Source organism: Lactiplantibacillus nangangensis (genome assembly GCF_005405065.1).
In the GTDB taxonomy this organism is placed as follows: domain Bacteria; phylum Bacillota; class Bacilli; order Lactobacillales; family Lactobacillaceae; genus Lactiplantibacillus; species Lactiplantibacillus nangangensis.
On the sequence record NZ_BJDI01000004.1, the window covers coordinates 146865 to 163814 of the forward strand.

At 44.3% G+C, this 16950-nt stretch carries 19 protein-coding genes and 1 other annotated feature; of the genes, 1 reads left to right on the forward strand and 18 read right to left on the reverse strand.

Annotation, left to right across the window (positions count from 1 at the left end; genetic code table 11):
• Positions 1–47: 47 nt before the first annotated feature.
• From FFM70_RS05530 to FFM70_RS05615, 18 genes are all read right to left on the reverse strand, one after another.
• Positions 48–2318, reverse strand: a complete 2271-nt coding sequence (locus FFM70_RS05530) for an ATP-binding cassette domain-containing protein (protein ID WP_137615852.1) — start codon at positions 2316–2318, stop codon at positions 48–50.
• A gap of 223 nt (positions 2319–2541) precedes the next feature.
• Positions 2542–2910: a 50S ribosomal protein L7/L12 gene (gene rplL, locus FFM70_RS05535; protein WP_137615853.1), complete on the reverse strand. Its 369-nt coding sequence runs from the start codon at positions 2908–2910 to the stop codon at positions 2542–2544.
• A gap of 54 nt (positions 2911–2964) precedes the next feature.
• Complete coding sequence (gene rplJ / locus FFM70_RS05540; protein WP_137615854.1) at positions 2965–3468, reverse strand: 50S ribosomal protein L10; 504 nt, start codon at positions 3466–3468, stop codon at positions 2965–2967.
• Positions 3469–3498: 30 nt separating this feature from the next.
• Positions 3499–3613 (reverse strand) — a sequence feature (ribosomal protein L10 leader region).
• A 55-nt stretch (positions 3614–3668) separates the two neighbouring features.
• A complete protein-coding gene (gene rplA, locus FFM70_RS05545; protein WP_137615855.1) occupies positions 3669–4358 on the reverse strand; it encodes a 50S ribosomal protein L1 in 690 nt (229 codons plus the stop codon).
• A 99-nt stretch (positions 4359–4457) separates the two neighbouring features.
• A complete protein-coding gene (rplK, locus tag FFM70_RS05550) occupies positions 4458–4883 on the reverse strand; it encodes a 50S ribosomal protein L11 (RefSeq protein ID WP_137615856.1) in 426 nt (141 codons plus the stop codon).
• 101 nt (positions 4884–4984) lie between these two features.
• Positions 4985–5872, reverse strand: a complete 888-nt coding sequence (locus FFM70_RS05555) for an alpha/beta hydrolase (protein WP_137615857.1) — start codon at positions 5870–5872, stop codon at positions 4985–4987.
• A 25-nt stretch (positions 5873–5897) separates the two neighbouring features.
• On the reverse strand, positions 5898–6446 hold the full coding sequence (nusG, locus tag FFM70_RS05560) for a transcription termination/antitermination protein NusG (protein WP_137615858.1): 549 nt from the start codon (positions 6444–6446) through the stop codon (positions 5898–5900).
• A gap of 107 nt (positions 6447–6553) precedes the next feature.
• The gene (gene secE / locus FFM70_RS05565) at positions 6554–6739 is read right to left on the reverse strand and encodes a preprotein translocase subunit SecE (protein ID WP_137606319.1); all 186 of its coding nucleotides are present in this window, start codon (positions 6737–6739) and stop codon (positions 6554–6556) included.
• A gap of 11 nt (positions 6740–6750) precedes the next feature.
• Positions 6751–6900, reverse strand: a complete 150-nt coding sequence (gene rpmG, locus FFM70_RS05570; protein ID WP_137615859.1) for a 50S ribosomal protein L33 — start codon at positions 6898–6900, stop codon at positions 6751–6753.
• 65 nt (positions 6901–6965) lie between these two features.
• Positions 6966–7523, reverse strand: coding sequence for a sigma-70 family RNA polymerase sigma factor (locus FFM70_RS05575; protein ID WP_171002303.1), 558 nt, complete (start codon positions 7521–7523; stop codon positions 6966–6968).
• A gap of 189 nt (positions 7524–7712) precedes the next feature.
• Positions 7713–8255 (reverse strand): YacP-like NYN domain-containing protein, encoded by a 543-nt coding sequence (locus tag FFM70_RS05580; protein ID WP_137615861.1) that lies wholly within the window; start codon positions 8253–8255, stop codon positions 7713–7715.
• A 2-nt stretch (positions 8256–8257) separates the two neighbouring features.
• Positions 8258–9034: a 23S rRNA (guanosine(2251)-2'-O)-methyltransferase RlmB gene (gene rlmB / locus FFM70_RS05585; RefSeq protein ID WP_137615862.1), complete on the reverse strand. Its 777-nt coding sequence runs from the start codon at positions 9032–9034 to the stop codon at positions 8258–8260.
• Complete coding sequence (locus FFM70_RS05590; protein WP_137615863.1) at positions 9024–9434, reverse strand: Mini-ribonuclease 3; 411 nt, start codon at positions 9432–9434, stop codon at positions 9024–9026. The genes rlmB and FFM70_RS05590 overlap by 11 nt, the downstream gene beginning before the upstream one ends.
• 1 nt (position 9435) lies before the next feature.
• Positions 9436–10848: a cysteine--tRNA ligase gene (gene cysS / locus FFM70_RS05595; RefSeq protein ID WP_137615864.1), complete on the reverse strand. Its 1413-nt coding sequence runs from the start codon at positions 10846–10848 to the stop codon at positions 9436–9438.
• 293 nt (positions 10849–11141) lie between these two features.
• Positions 11142–12632: a glutamate--tRNA ligase gene (gene gltX, locus FFM70_RS05600; RefSeq protein WP_137615865.1), complete on the reverse strand. Its 1491-nt coding sequence runs from the start codon at positions 12630–12632 to the stop codon at positions 11142–11144.
• 256 nt (positions 12633–12888) lie between these two features.
• Positions 12889–14061, reverse strand: a complete 1173-nt coding sequence (locus FFM70_RS05605; RefSeq protein ID WP_137615866.1) for a PIN/TRAM domain-containing protein — start codon at positions 14059–14061, stop codon at positions 12889–12891.
• 21 nt (positions 14062–14082) lie between these two features.
• Positions 14083–15459: a DNA repair protein RadA gene (radA, locus tag FFM70_RS05610; protein WP_137615867.1), complete on the reverse strand. Its 1377-nt coding sequence runs from the start codon at positions 15457–15459 to the stop codon at positions 14083–14085.
• 114 nt (positions 15460–15573) lie between these two features.
• Entirely contained in the window at positions 15574–16110 is a 537-nt protein-coding gene (locus tag FFM70_RS05615) for a dCTP deaminase/dUTPase family protein (protein ID WP_137615868.1), read from the reverse strand.
• Positions 16111–16668: 558 nt separating this feature from the next.
• Here FFM70_RS05615 and FFM70_RS05620 point away from each other — a divergent pair.
• Positions 16669–16947: a GNAT family N-acetyltransferase gene (locus FFM70_RS05620; RefSeq protein ID WP_137615869.1), complete on the forward strand. Its 279-nt coding sequence runs from the start codon at positions 16669–16671 to the stop codon at positions 16945–16947.
• Positions 16948–16950: the final 3 nt, after the last annotated feature.

A 16950-nucleotide genomic window follows, 5' to 3' on the forward strand; every position in this document is an offset into this window, starting at 1 on the left:
GAAATCAGTCGAAATGGCGCCTATTTTGATTATTTTCTGTCAACAAACTAATTAGCGTCGATCCAAGCTTTCAAGGCAATCCCAGTCCGCGATTTTGCTACATTGACGGCCTCGCGCGGTGTCCCACTATATTGAATCTGACCGCCATACCGACCAGCATCCGGACCGACATCAATCAACCAGTCTGCTTGTCCGATCACTGCTAAGTTGTGTTCAATAATAATCAGCGAATTGCCAGCTGCCACTAATTCATTGAATAGCTTTAGCAACCGAGCCGTATCTTTCAAATGTAATCCAGCAGTCGGTTCATCCAACAAGTAAATAGTCCCTTTTTTACCCAGTTCAACGGCTAACTTCAACCGTTGTAATTCGCCACCAGATAACGTCGTTAAGGGTTGCGCTAGCGTTAAATAACCCAACCCAACGCGATCCAAATTCTGCAACTGACGGGCTAATTTAGGTGTCTGAGCAAAGAACGTCACGGCCGACTTAACGGAAAGTTGCAACACTTCAGCAATATTTTTACCTTGATACAAGTATTGCAAGGCTGTTTCACTATAACGTTTCCCCTGACAAAGTTCACAAGTTTGTACGACCGGATCCATAAAGGCCATGTTGGTAATTGTGACCCCTTTTCCTTTACAACGGGGACAAGCCCCTTTGCCGTTATAGCTAAACAAACTCGTTCCAACGCGATCATTGGCCGTACTGAACAACTTTCGAATCTCGTCCAAAATTCCCAGATAGGTCGCTGGTGTCGACCGAATATTAATGCCGACGGGCGCTTGGGCTAAATCAATATAATCTTCAGACAATTGCGATTTTAACGCTGTCACTAAAGAAGATTTTCCGGAACCCGCGACCCCAGAAATCACTGTCATGATACCAAGCGGCACATCCACATCAACAGCCTTCAAGTTATTCTCGGTGACCCGTCGCAGGGCTATTCTCCCCGTTGGCTGCCGCTCAGACCCCCAGTGATGCGGTTGTCGTAACCACTGACCCGTTAACGCGTCCGACGCTAACAGCTCCGGATAAGTCCCGGTAAACGTGACTTGACCACCACCATGACCGGCCAACGGTCCCATTTCGACCACATAGTCGGCAAAATCAATCATTGCCGGATTATGCTCGACGACCAAAATCGTATTTCCTTTCGTTTTGAGCCGTGTCAGGGCACGTTTGACCAATTGAATGTCATGCGGATGCAGTCCCACACTCGGTTCATCTAAAATGTAGACCATATCGACCAACGCACTCGTCAGATACTTGGCAATCTTAATGCGTTGGGCTTCCCCACCAGACAACGAACTCGTCCCCCGATCTAAGGTTAAATAGCCCAAGCCAATGTCAACTAACGACTGAATCTTAGTTCGTAGTTCCCGCACCACGTCGGTCGCTAACGGAGCAGTGATTTGTTTCAAAAAGACCAGCACATGTTGCAGATCCATGGCGGTCACTTCAGCGATATTTTTACCATTGATGTGATTCGTTAGGACTGCCGGTTTGAGCCGAGTACCGTGACAGTCTGGACAAGCTTTATGCGTCACAATGGCGGCAATCGCCTCACGATGGTGTTCGGCTTCCTTTTTACCAATCACTGAACGCCGAATCCGTGGGACCACACCTTCATACAACGCCGTCTGTGGAAAGCCATCACCGGGATGAGCTAACTTTTGTTGCGGCGCGTGCATCAATAACTCATACTCTGCCGGCGTGTAATCTTTGATCGGTTTGTCATCATCAAACAACCCACTCGTCGCGTATCGGCGCCAACGCCAAGTATCAGGACCAAAGCTGACAAACGTAATGGCCCCTTCATTCAAAGATTTTTCCGGATCAATTAGTTTTGACTCATCGATGTCATCAACATAGCCAAGCCCCTGACAGGTTGGACACATGCCCTGTGGTAAGTTAAATGAAAACGTGTCGGAGTAACCAATGAACGGTTGACCAATGCGTGAAAACAGTAATCGCAACAATGAGTAGATCCCCGTATAAGTCGCCAGCGTCGACCGCGCATTCTTACCTAACCGCTGCTGTTCGATCACAATCGCGACTGGTAGATGCGCGATGTCACGAACATGTGGCTGACCATACTTCGGTAGATACTGTTGCGTGAAACTAGGAAAAGTTTCATTCAGCTCCCGTCGTGAAGCGGCCGCAATTGTGTCAAAAACCAATGATGACTTGCCAGAACCTGATAAACCGACAAATACAGTCGTTTCATACTTAGGCACCCTTAAATTCACGTGCTGCAAATTATTTTGCGTGGCATCTTTAATTTCGATAAACCCTTGTTTGAAAGTTGGTTGCATTTCAAGGCTACTCCTCTCACTTAATTCCGCTAAACGATACTATTCCACCTTACCATATTCTAAAATTTTTCTGTTAATGTTGTTTCCACAAATTGTTGACACAACTTAGCGTTACTTTGATTGAAATTAACCAGCCATAATTTCGACACGACAAAAAAACAGCACCGCCGAGTCATCATAAATGACTGCAGCAGTGCTGTTAAAGTTTTCAGAAAAGGGGGAATTACTTAAGAGTAACCACGCCACCAACTTCTTCAAGTTTAGCCTTGATGTCGTTAGCTTCGTCTTCTGAAACGCCTTCCTTAACGATTGAAGGTACGTTATCAACAAGACCCTTGGCATCTTTCAAGCCAAGACCAGTGATATCGCGAACGGCTTTAATAGCCTTAACCTTTTGGTCGCCAGATTCAGTTAATTCAACATCGTATGAATCCTTAGCAGCGGCAGCGTCGCCACCAGCAGCACCGGCAACAGCAACTGGTGCTGAAGCTGAGACATCGAATTCTTCTTCGATAGCCTTAACTAAATCGTTTAAATCTGAAATTGATGCTTCTTTTAATGAAGCAATAATACTATCTTTATCAAAAGCCATTTTATGTTCCTCCATTTTTAGGTGAAAATTATTTTTTTGGTTTACACCGACAGCCTAAGCTGCGTCTTCGTCGCCCTTTTCAGCAACCGCCTTAACAGCGTATGCCACGTTACGAACAGGTGCTTGTAACAAGTTAGCGATAGTAGCCAATAATTCTTCACGTGATGGCATCGTAGCGTATTCTTGGATTTCTTCAAGAGTAGCAACCTTACCTTCAACCATCCCACCCTTTAATTGTAGGGCATCGGCAGTCTTTGCGAAGTTAGCTAAAATCTTAGCTGGAGCAACTGGGTCTTCTTCAGAGAAGGCCACAGCGGTAGGGCCAGCAAAAACATCATTCATGTCAGCGTAACCAGCTTTTTCAGCGGCACGGACCATGATCTTGTTTTTGATGACTTCCATCTTAACACCAGCATCACGCAATTGCTTACGTAAGTCAGTGACTTGTTCAACCGTCAAACCACGATAATCAACCACAACGGCAGATACGGATTTTTTGAGTTGTTCAGTGACTTCTTCAACTTTTTGTGCTTTTACAGCAACAGTTTCTTTACTCAAATGATTCACCTCCCGGAATTTTTTGTTCAGGGATTTATAAAAAAATCCCTATGTCCACCAAGACATAGAGAAAAAACAATGTCCTCGGCAGGTAGATTAAGGCCATAATGGCCGCCTGAGTCTTAGGTAGAGATATTACTTAACCTCTAGTAATCTATCACAGATCACCCACGGGGTCAATTGTTTTCAAAGACTAGTCCTTAAAATGAGGCTAAGTCAACCCGTACAGCTGGTGTAAAGGTTGAAGTAACGACCAAGTTTTGAACGAAAGTCCCACGTACTGAGGCTGGACGAGCTTTAGTGATGGTTTCTTCAATGGTCTTGAAGTTACCAACAAGCTTGTCAGTATCAAATGATACCTTGCCAACAGGAACGTGTACGTTACCATCACGGTCAGTCCGGTAAGTAACCTTGCCGGCCTTTGAATCGTTGACCGCTTTAGCAACGTCCATTGTAACCGTCCCAGTCTTAGGGTTAGGCATTAATCCTTTAGGACCAAGTACCCGACCTAAACGACCAACTTGGGCCATCATGTCTGGGGTTGCGATTGCAACGTCAAAGTCTAACCAACCGTCTTGAATCCGGGCAACTAAGTCGGCTTCACCGACAACGTCAGCACCAGCTTCTTCAGCTTCTTTGGCTTTGTCACCTTTAGCAAATACAATAACGGTTTGTTCTTTACCGGTACCATTTGGTAAGACAACTGCACCACGAAGTTGTTGGTCAGCTTGCTTTGTATCAACGTTTAATTTGAACGCAACTTCAACAGTTGCATCAAATTTTGCGAAATCCATCTTTTTGACCAAGTCTACCGCTTCAGTTACATCGTAAGCTTTGTCACGATCAACTAGCTTAGCGGCTTCTTGGTATTGTTTACTTTTCTTTGCCATCTAAGTGTTTTCCTCCTTGCAAATGTGGTTCAAACGGAGATTTCCTCCCACTTGACACATCCATTTTGATGAAGTGTCCGACATACTCTCAGTACTGAATTAGCCTTCGACGGTGAATCCCATACTCCGAGCAGTACCTTCGATCATGCGCATAGCTGCTTCAACATCAGCTGCGTTTAGATCTTGCATTTTAGTTTCAGCGATTTCTTTAACTTGAGCTGAAGTTACCGTAGCAACTTTGTTCGTGTTAGGTTCGCCGGAACCATGTTCAACACCAGCAGCTTTCTTTAAAAGAACGGCAGCAGGTGGGGTCTTGGTAACGAAGTCGAATGAACGATCTTCATAAACCGTAATCACAACAGGGATGATCATACCGGCTTGATCAGCGGTACGAGCATTGAAATCCTTTGTGAAACCCATGATATTGATACCTGCTTGACCTAATGCTGGGCCAACTGGCGGAGCAGGTGTTGCTTTGCCCGCAGGAATTTGTAATTTAACAACGTTAGCTACTTTTTTAGCCACGAGACATTCCTCCTTAGTCCGTGATGTGGTAAATGGAGCTGAGTTTTTGCTCCTCCCACGTGAACGTGCATACGTGACGCACAAACGATATTCTACCACATCTATTTTTTATCAGCAACCGTTTTTGTTGGTTCTGGATATAAAAATTGGACGATTTGTCGATCAACTTCATAATTTTCATGTAACCGCGAGTGCCGAGCGTTCTTACCGTGTACCACAAATTCATGATAACGCGCCACGACCGGCCGCAGTAAAAATTTTAACGATAGCGCACTATTTAAAGCGACAACCCCATCGCTCTGAACGTCATCACCAATATTACCAGCAATGTTTAAATATGAAATCGTATTTGGCAACCGTTGCAGTGTCCGCAAAAAGTAATTGTAGACTGGAGTCGTTTTCGTGGGGCCGTTAATCGTCAGTGGATGATTTTCAATCGGATACGTATTCTGAGCGACTTCACTATCATTAAACGGCGCGCCAATCGTGACAACTTTCCGAACTTCCGGTAAGTTGACCAATTGCGCTGCCGTTGTCAAATATTGAAATAAAACGACCCCACCCATCGAATACGCCACCAAATTGATGGTCTGCACATGTTCATGAGCCAACAAATACTTAACGACCGCTAAAACTCCCGCCGCCTGTTGCCGAACCGCTACCCGTGGCGTGGCAAAAATGAGCTGCACCATTGGACGGTATGGATCTAAGTGACCGGTGACGTGCGGGTGATTATGCCGATCAATCATCACAACTAACGACTTATTGGCGACCCCGCTACGAACAAAGCGTTGTAACATGCCGCCGAATGAGAAGCGATTTCCCGCGTATCCGGGAATGAATAAAGTTACCGCACTATCATCCGCCGTTTTTGGCTGCGGTGACGGCGCTAAATGTTTCGGTTGACCATACTGTAAGAACTTAAAGCCAAGTCGGCCCAAGACCCCCACAATGACCACACCAATGACGATCAACACCAGTTGTGCCACAGTTGCCCACCAGCTTACTTAATAATTATTGAATTTGATCGACTTGATCGAAGTCTAATTCCGTACTGGTTTCACGTCCGAACATGTTGATGTTAACTTTCAACTTCAATTTTTCATTATCGATTTCAGTAATTTCACCTGAAAGACCCGAGAAGGCACCGTCAATAATCGTGACATGTTCGCCAACTTCAACGTTCAATTCAGTATGACGAGCACTCATCCCTAATTGATGTAAGATATTTTCAGCTTCTTCTGGCAATAATGGCGTTGGTTTACTCCCTTGCCCATGTGAGCCTAAGAATCCAGTCACACCAGGGGTATTCCGGACAATATACCAAGCTTGGTCGGTCATCACCATTTCAACTAATACGTAGCCAGGGAAAACTTTCTTCATTTCAACTTTGTCTTTCCCATTTTTAACTTCATGGGCTTCTTCTTCAGGAACAACGACCCGAAAAATATTATCTTCCATACCCATTGATTGGGCCCGAGATTCCAAATTTGAACTAACTTTGTTTTCATAACCAGCATAAGTGTGTAAAACGTACCACTTTTTTTCAACAGATTCGACCATGATTAAACTCCTTTAAGAATGTCTTTTAGGTAAAATAAAAAAACCTCGTCGCAACGAAGTTTTTTCTCCAATAACCGTATTATAACAAATTTTTGGTCAAATGACCATTAATGCCAAGCCATCAAAAGTTTTAATAACAATTGGATGACCCAGTCAAACAGCGCGAAGAAGGCAACGAAGAACAACGAAGTCGAAATAACGGTCCATGAATCACGCCGATTTTCGGCCCAAGTTGGCCAAGTTACTTTTTTCATTTCATGTCCGACTGAACCAAAGAACTTAAATAATCGCATAATTAATCCCCCTACCGCGTTTCACGATGAAGTGTGTGTTTACCACAAAATTTACAAAATTTCTTAACTTCTAAGCGGTGAGTACGATTAGGGTTGGCGTCGATCGTGTAGTTTCTAGAACCGCAAACGGTACAAGCCAACGCAATTTTTTTCTGTGCCATCGATACTACCTCCATAGTTATCAGGTTTAACAGTATCATGGACCGTTTCGAATGTCAATTTAAGCCTATTCTAGCAGTAACGCCCGCAACTTTCGCCGACACCGATCGATGGCGTTCAAGACCGGTGCTAATTCCAGTTCTAACTTTGCCGCAATCCCTTGCGGTGTTAGGCCGTGTAGCAGCGCATCAAAAACTTGATTTTCAAACCTAGAACACTCGGTCGCAAATCGGCGAATGACTTCATGAATATAGAGGATATCGATTGCCAGTTGTTCCGGGCCAACCAGTTCTTCTAAAATCAATGACGCCTCATAATCTAAAGATAAGATTTCTTGATCTGGTCGCCTTTTTTGCGCCTGCGCACGACGAATCAGATCAATCACGCGATTGTTCAACAAAAGCCGATAAAAAGCGCCAAAGCTACAAGCGTGGTGGGTATCGTACTGCTGCGTCGCCCGATGCATGATGATCAAGGCCTCTTGATCCCAATCATCTGCATCGAAACTCCGGATGAAATATTGGCGCTGTAACTTATTAGCTACGGGAATATATCGTTTAGCAAGTATCAACAAAGCCTCGGTATCACCTTGTTTTGCCAAACCAATCAAAGACTGTTCATCCAAAGTTTTTTCTCCGTTTACTTGTATTCAGAAACCACCCCTTGCCTCTGTAAACCTTAATATACAGACGGTTTTGGCCTGATACAAGCGAACAAGCATTCTTGTTTGACACCCGAAACTAAGTTATCAGCCAACTAATTTTAGAATTTCAATACATTGATCAGAATAACCATTTTTAACGTGATTACGAGATTAATGATGACGTTTAGTGTGCTCTGCTTCTAACTGTCGCCGATACTGATCCAATGCCGTTAATTGGCTTTCATCCCAAGGCGACTTCCGCACTAAGCCTTTGTCTTGGCTACGTAACGCAGTATGCCGAACCTCTTTCAGATCAGCATGTACCCGTTTACGTAGCTCTAAGGCTGGAATCCGCAACGCCCCTTCAGAAAAGATGACCCACTGTTCCGCCTGGTCACTAGTTGCCACCGTTACTTGTAATACCCGCGACTGTTTATCGGCGGCCAATTTTTCGATGTAGCTATCTGCTGTTTGGTCTTTACTCGTCCAAACAATCTCTAAATCAGCCTGCCGATAACTTTTAGAATTGCCAGGGACATACATCGCATCAAAAACAACAGTGATATTTAGCCCACTAATTTTTTTATATTCAGTCAGGACGTTTAAAAGCTCATCCCGTGCTTCCGGCAGGCGATCGGTTTGTTTTAATTGTGCCAGTTCTGGCCAATTACCAATCATATTATATGCATCCACAATCAATAATTGTTGTTTCATAATTAATTTCCAAGTGGATGACGCGACGTGTAGCCTTGATAGATTAATAAGCTGGCGGCGACACTCGCATTTAAACTTTGAACGTGGCCGACCATCGGAATCGTCAACATTTCGTCAACACTCTTCTTCAATAATGGCGAAATGCCCTTACCTTCATTACCGATAATCAACCCAACGGCCCCGCTAGCATCCCAACGACGATAGTCCGTCCCGTTCATATCCGTGCCAAAGATCCATAAACCTTGTTCTTGTAATTGCTTGACGGTCTGGACCAGATTGGTGACCCGCGCAACCTTAACGTGTTCAATGGCCCCCGTCGACGTCTTAGCGACCGTACTCGTCAGCCCAACTGCTCGGCGTTTAGGGATAATAATCCCATGGGCCCCGGCAGCATCTGCCGTCCGCATGATTGACCCTAAGTTATGTGGATCTTCAATGTTATCTAAAATCAAGAAGAATGGTGGTTCGTTTTTGGCTTTCGCCACGGCAAATAAGTCATCGATCGTGCTATATTCAAACGCAGCGACCCCGACAGCCACCCCTTGATGGTTGCCGTTATCTGTCAAGCGGTCTAATTTTTGTTTGGGCACATATTGGACGATCAAATTCCGTTTCTTTGCAATCTTAGCAATGTCATTTAGCACATCGGCTTGGAGACCACTTTGAATAAACACCTTATTAATTTGTTGCTCACTCTTGATTGCCGCCATCGCTGGATGTCGACCAATCACAAAATCTGCTGGTTCCTGGGTCGTTGGTTCTGTTGGTTCATTTGACATTTGAAACCCTCCCTTCATCGACTTGTTCAATACACCACTGTGCTAGTTCTGCAATCCGGGCCGTCTGTTTCGTTAATTGTAGATAACCAAAAACGGCTTCGAATCCGGTCGAGATACGATAAGTGACTACATCAGTATGCTTCGCCGACGTGTGACTCTTCGCATTGCGCCCATGCTTGAAAACATCAACTTCGGTCTCCGTCAAAACGTTTTCGGTCTGCATCCGCGCAATCAATGCTGCTTGAGCTTTAGCTGAAACGTAGTGGGTCGCATGGTGATGTAACTTTGTGGGCTTGGTATACCCGAGTTCAATCATATGTTGGCGAATAAATGGCTCATACACCGCATCCCCCAAATAGGCGAGGGCGATGCCATTTAATTGTTGATAATCAACTGTCATGTTAGTCCTTTCTGAAACGGACCCCTTGAGGTGTATCTTCTAGAACAATCCCCTGGGCCTTTAACTCATCGCGAATTTGATCTGCCTTCGCGAAATCTTTATTTTGTCGTGCTGCTTCTCGTTCATCGATCAAGGTTTGAATATCAGCGTCCGCTAATTCTGGTGTCGCTGCGTCAAGCTTAACCCCAAAGACGCTGGCTAAGGTCACTAAGGTCGTTTGCAAGGCTTGGATCGTTGCCTTTTGAACCCTCGCTTGACCCGCATACACATTCGCTAATTTAGCCAATTCATAAACGGCCGCAATCCCATTTTGAGCATTAAAATCATCATCCATAGCCGCCACAAAATGCGCCGTTAAGGTTGCCAATTGTGTCTGCACATCGGCATCTTCACCGGCATCAGCGTCTTTTAGTCGATAAGCCAAATTACGATAAGCATTTTGTAATTTACTCAAATTATTAGCCGCTTCGTCTAAATTCTTTTGACTATATTGAATTGGGCGCCGATATTGGGTCGTTGCCATGAAGAAGCGTAAAATCTGGGGATCGATTTGTTTAATAATATCATGAACCGTCACAAAGTTACCTAAAGACTTACTCATCTTTTCATTATCATCGCCAACAGTCACAAACCCATTGTGTAACCAATAGTTCGCAAACTTCTGACCAGTCTTAGCTTCACTCTGCGCAATTTCATTTTCATGATGTGGGAATTCCAAATCTTGACCACCACCATGAATATCAAAACTATCACCTAAATATTTCGTTGACATGACTGAGCATTCGATATGCCAGCCAGGCCGGCCAGCCCCCCATGGCGACGGCCACGAGATTTCATCTGGTTTGGCCGCTTTCCACAACGCAAAATCAACTGGATCTTCTTTGCGATCGGTTTCTTCGTCTGCCGTATGTTGACTGGCGCCGACTTCCAAATCGTCGATCCGTTGGTCTGATAATTGGCCGTAATTCTTGAACTTTCGTGTCCGATAATAGACGTCCCCAGCCGATTCATAGGCATACCCTTTTTCAATTAAGACGTTAATAAAGTCAATAATTTCAGGGATGTTTTCAGAAGCCCGTGGATGCGCCGTCGCTGGCTCAATATTCACCGCTTCAGTATCGGCCATAAATGCTTTAATGAACCGATCCGCAATCGCTGGCACAGTTGTCTGGTCTTCCTTTGCCCGTTTGATCATCTTGTCATCGACATCCGTAAAGTTAGACACATAGTCCACTTTAAAGCCACGATATTCAAAATATCGCCGAATCGTATCAAAAGCAATTGCTGATCGCGCATTTCCAATATGAATATAGTTATAAACCGTCGGACCACAAACATACATCTTCACTTCACCCGGGGTAATGGGCTTAAAAGTTTCTTTCGTTCGAGTTAACGTATTAAATACTTGTAACATCGTTTTCGCTCCTTTCAAAATTCACTCAGTTATTTTTTGACAGTCCTAGCTTTCCTTTTGACTATTTTCGCACGACCTTATCAAAAAAGCGACTTTCATACTAAAGGATTCCTCCCCTAATACAAAAGACGCTTCCGCGTGCTTCCACTCTTGTTTCACCGTTGACCGGCCTCATTGCTGGGATAACGGCCACCCGATGACAAACGTGATAATCGCACTTCAACTTGGTCCGCCACGACGTCACAGCCCCCGTCGCTTCCTGAAGACTTCTCCAAGCTTACTCTTATTATCCTTTATTTAGCTAATTCCGCGATCATCGCATCTAAGTGCTTCATCGTGGTTTCGCGGCCTAATAATTCAATCGTTTCTGGCAATTCTGGACCGTGCATTTCGTGAGAAACGGCGATTCGAATTGGCATATACAGTTGACGGCCTTTGATCTTCGTATCTTTTTGAATCGACTTAATAGTCTTTTGAATTTCAGTCGCTTCGAAGACATCAACATCTTCAATGCGCTTGCGGAATTCTTTCAAGACCGTTGGTGCCGTTTCAACCGCTAATTCAGCCTTAGCTTCATCATTGATTTCGGCAGGACCGTTGAAGAACAAGTCAGCTAATTCCACGATTTGACCCGTATAGCTCATTTGATTCTTGTAAAGTGAGACTAATGTCCGGGTCCATTCGATTTGAGCCTGCGTTGGCCGTTTTGGTAAACGACCAGCCTTGATCAATTGACGAATTGACATTGCAAAGACTTCATTTTCGTCAGATTTCTTAATGTATTGGTTATTGACCCATTCAAGCTTCTTGCCATCAAATGAAGCTGGTGACTTGCTCAAACGTTTTTCATCATACATCTTGATGAATTCACGCTTCGTGAACAATTCATTTTCACCAACTGGCGACCAACCAAGCAAGATGATAAAGTTCAACATTGCTTCTGGTAAGTAACCTAATTCACGATATTGTTCGATAAATTGGAGCACCGTTTCATCACGCTTACTTAATTTCTTACCGGTTTCAGTATTGATAATTAAGCTCATATGACCAAACTTAGGTGGGTTCCAACCAAAGGCTTCATAAATCATTAATTGTTTAGGCGTGTTGGCAACATGATCATCTCCACGGAAAACGTGGCTAATTTGCATCATGTGGTCATCTACGACAACGGCAAAGTTATACGTTGGCATCCCATCGCGCTTCTTGATGACGAAGTCGCCACCAACGGTCTTGGATTCGAAAGAAACGTGCCCTTTAACCATATCATCCCAAGCATAAGTTTGACCTTCTGGGACGTGGAAACGGATAACTGGCGTGATGCCAGCTGCTTTAGCAGCCGCAATCTTCGCTTGTTTTTCGTCTTCACTCATGCCAGCAAATTCGTAGACATAATGTGGCATCTCTTTGCGGGCTTTTTGAGCATCGCGTTGTGCCGTCAATTCGTCTTCTGTCATGTATGATTCATAGGCTTTGCCTTCATCAACAAGTTGTTGAATCAAAGGATCATAGATTGATTTCCGTTCTGATTGACGATAAGGACCAAAGTCCCCACCCTTGTCAGGACCTTCATCCCAGTCAATCCCTAACCAGGCTAAGTTATCCATCTGACTCTTTTCACCGTCAGCGACGTTCCGCTTTAAATCGGTGTCTTCAATCCGTAAGATGAACTTCCCTTTATTATGCCGGGCAAATAAATAGTTAAATAACGCTGTCCGGGCATTACCAATGTGTAAATGGCCAGTTGGACTTGGTGCGTAACGCACACGAATCTTGCTCTTTGCCAATGTGATTAACGCCTCTTTCATTTTTTTATCAAAGCTTTAGTTACGACACGGAAATTTGACCTTCCGTCTTCGACTCTTTACCTAGATAGCCGAAACGTGCTCGGCGGCACTGCGGGCTCCGCTTATCCCGGCTGCGCAATCACTCGGAAAACCACCGAGTCATCGTGCAGCCACGATAATGCTCACCAGTACCCGTGCCACCTCACACTCTTGCTAGTCCAGTTTACAATTTTTAACACTAAAAATAAAGGACTGGCTAGGATTTGGTCGACTTATTCCGGTGATTATTATTGTGATGATTATTATTTGGCGCTTCATGTTCCGGTTTATCCGAAATACCACGGTTAGCATGTGCTAAACGGGCGAAAATCATTCGACCGGCATCAGTCTGTAAGGCACTCGTCACGACCACATCGACTTTTTCGTTGATGTAAAACTTCCCATCTTCAACGACGACCATCGTGCCGTCATCCAAGTAACCGACCCCTTGCTGCCGCTCACTCCCGTTTTTAACCACCATAATGTTCATCTCTTCACCAGGAATTACCCGTGGTTTGAGTGACTTAGCTAATTGATTGATATTCAAAACTTGAACATTTTGAAATTCGATCACTTTATTTAAGTTATAATCGTTGGTGACAATGACTCCGTTGACCTTTTTGGCCAATTGAATCAATTTGGTATCCACTTCAGGAATATCTTCGAAGTCGCCTTTATACATCTCAACGGGAATGATATTTTCACTCTGCAGTTTGTTCAGGATATCTAGCCCCCGCCGACCACGAACTCGTTTGATACTGTCTGCGGAGTCCGCAATATATTGTAATTCGTACAATACAAAGTTTGGTACTAACAGCGTGCCTTCCAGAAAACCAGTCTTGACCAAATCATAGATCCGCCCATCAATTAAAATGTTGGTATCCAAGATTTTATAATGATGGTAATTCTGGTCTGGTTGGGCGTCCGTAATTTCTGGTGAGGTTTCTTTTTCACGCCGCCGGAAGTTGAACACCTTCCGCCATTCGTCGATTCGCGTTGTCCCAACTCGGGCACCGATATAACCGAAAAACAGCATCAAGATAATTGGGACGACCGTGTTCAGTAAGAATAATGGACTGCGACTGAATAATTGCGAAATCAGAACCGCGATCAGTAACCCAATAATGAACCCGACACTCCCGAATAATAATGTCATCGGATTTTGTTTTGATAAATTCTTTTCGACACGATCTACTAAACGCATGGCAGCGTTCGCTAAGAATAGTGAGAGAATCCATAAAACGAGTGCCCCCAACAAAAAGTTGGTCAAAATATTATTTAACAACGGATTCGGTTGCGTCCAAATCGTGTTCCATAAATAAGGCAGGTAGGTTAATCCCAACGTCCCACCAACGACAATGAACACGAGTCGCACCGTTAATTTCTTCATGGCGTCAGCCCCTTTTCAAATTTATTTAGGTTGTTGTAAAGCTAATTGGAGTGCTTCTTTTAACGTCGACACCCCAATGACATCGATCCCTTTAGGAATATCCCAGCCTTGTAGATTATTCTTCGGGACAAAAATACGTTTAAAGCCCAGTTTAGCGGCTTCACCAACCCGCTGCTCGATCCGATTGACCCGCCGAATTTCACCGGTCAGCCCGACTTCACCAACGAAACAATCACTTGGACGAGTCTGTTGATCACGATAGCTAGAAGCGACACTGACCGCAATCGCCAAGTCAATCGCTGGTTCATCCAGCTTGACCCCACCAGCGGCCTTCAAATATGCATCCTGATTTTGCAGCATTAAGCTAGCCCGTTTTTCAAGTACCGCCATTAAAAGTGAGACGCGGTTATGATCCAACCCACTTGCCGTCCGCTTGGCATTACCAAAAACTGTCGGCGTGACCAAGGCCTGCACCTCAACTAAGATTGGCCGCGTGCCTTCCATTGAAACCACAATGGCTGAACCCGTGGCATCTTTGAGCCGTTCTTCTAAGAAAATTTCCGAAGGGTTAGCAACTTCATAGAGACCACCCGTGCGCATTTCAAAAATACCCAACTCGTTAGTCGACCCAAAGCGGTTTTTAACCGCGCGTAAAATCCGGTAAGTGTGATGCAAATCACCCTCAAAATAGAGAACCGTATCCACCATATGCTCCAAGATTTTCGGTCCAGCAATCGCGCCACCTTTAGTGACATGCCCGACAATAAAAATCGTAATACCATTGGTCTTCGAAATCTGCAGCAATTCCGCCGTAATCTCACGAATCTGTGAAACCGACCCAATCGCTGAATCTACATCTGGTTCTTGCATCGTTTGAACCGAGTCAATCACCACGTATTGTGGTTTAGTCGTCTCAATGGTTGACCGAATATTACTCATATCCGTTTCTGGATATAAATAAAAATCTTCACTTTCAACCTTTAAGCGTTCCGCACGCATCTTAACTTGCGCGGCACTTTCTTCACCAGTGACATATAGGACTGAACCACCAGTTTCTGCTAATTGGCCAGAGACTTGCAAAAGCAAGGTTGACTTACCAATCCCAGGATCCCCACCAATCAAGACTAATGAACCCGGAACGACCCCACCACCAAGAACACGGTTAAATTCCTGGAGCTTGGTCTTCACCCGCGGCGTTTTCGTCAAAGAAACTTCCTTTAACCGCTGTGGTTTCGCTTGTTTGCCAGCAAAACTAACCCGTGATTTACGGTCAGGCGTTTTATCAAAGTGTTCTTCAACTAAGGTATTCCATTCGCCACAGTTTGGGCAACGCCCTAAGTACCGTGGTGTCGAATAGCCACAATTGGAACAAACAAATTGTGTTTTAACTTTTGCCACTAATCAATTTCCTCCAGTCTGCCATCTTAGCCAATGATTAAATATAGTCACCTTTTATTCTACCATTAATGCCTACAAAAGCCGTTAAATTACCTTGGCTTAACCTTTTTTTAGCTATTTGCCGCTTGAACCGAAGCCACCAGAACGCGTGGTCTTAATCGCGGCTTCATCCGTTGCCGTTAAGTACTGCGTAAAAATTCCTTGGCCGATGCGTTCGCCTTTTTTAATGTGAACGTCGCGAATCCCCATATTCACCAATTGAATAAAGATTTCGCCTTCATTGTTAGCATTATCGTAATAATCTGCATCGATCACGCCAATCCCATTCGGTAAAATTAACCCCCGTTTCAGCGGATTACTTGACCGATTCGCAATTAATAAATATTCATCATCATTCATGTAAGCTTTGATGCCAGTTGGGACCAAAAATGGCTTAAGAGTCTTCGCGGCTACATCTAAGTCAGCCGCAGAAGTTGGTTCGCCATGGCGCAACTGCCAAAGCACTTTAATAAAATTCAATTTCCAAATTGAAGGTAACGTAAAATCAACAGCGGCTTCAAAATCATACCCAGCCGCCTTTTTAGTGGTCCGGTAAGGAATCTTCAAGCCATCTTGCGCATATTTACTCACAATTTTAAATCCACGTGCCATTTTTAAGTTCCTACTTTCTTTTAAATAAAATAACTTTAAGGTTACAAACTATGCTGGTTCATCCCAGTATATTAGGAAAGTCAGTCGACTTTAGAAGCAATCCAAACACAAGCATCACCAATTACTAGCGCATGATACTGTTGCCTTTTAACAGTTATTCGACTTCACAGTTAAGTCATGTTCAAAACCAATCACCAATACGACCTAACTATCTTTATCATTTTCAAGTTTCACCCTAAAACAATTGTTAAATAGACCACTAACCCAGCCGTGAGGTCGGAGTCATTTAGGGCTCAGTGGTGAAATTTTACTTAGCAGGCGGTGGGTTTCCGGCTGGTTAGTAAAAGGCTGGCTTTCGAGACCGCCTTTTGGCTCGAAAACGGTCCACCACGTTCCAGCCCTAAATGGCTCCGACCGGTAGGCGGCAACCACCTTAATCTCAACACCTGATAATGTTAATATTTTACCATACTTCAGCTAGATGTTTCGTTGACAAATCAGGCATTTATCGGTTTAATTACCTTGAGTTATAAAACCCTTTACAAGGTGGTGACAGCAATGGAATTCACGCGTGAACCGAATCGTTTTTTCTTCAATGACGCCACCGGCAAATTAGCTGGTGAAATCACCTTCCCCGCCATTAATGACGGCCAAGTGTGGGTCATTGAGCATACTTTTGTTCGCGACGACTTTGGTCATCAAGGCATCGCCGGACAACTAGTGACCGCCGTTATTGACGCCGCTAGAGCGGAACATAAGCAAATTAAGCCACTCTGTACTTACGCTAAAGCGTTCTTTGATCGTCACCCCGAAGCAGTAGACGTCTTAGCCAACTAATAT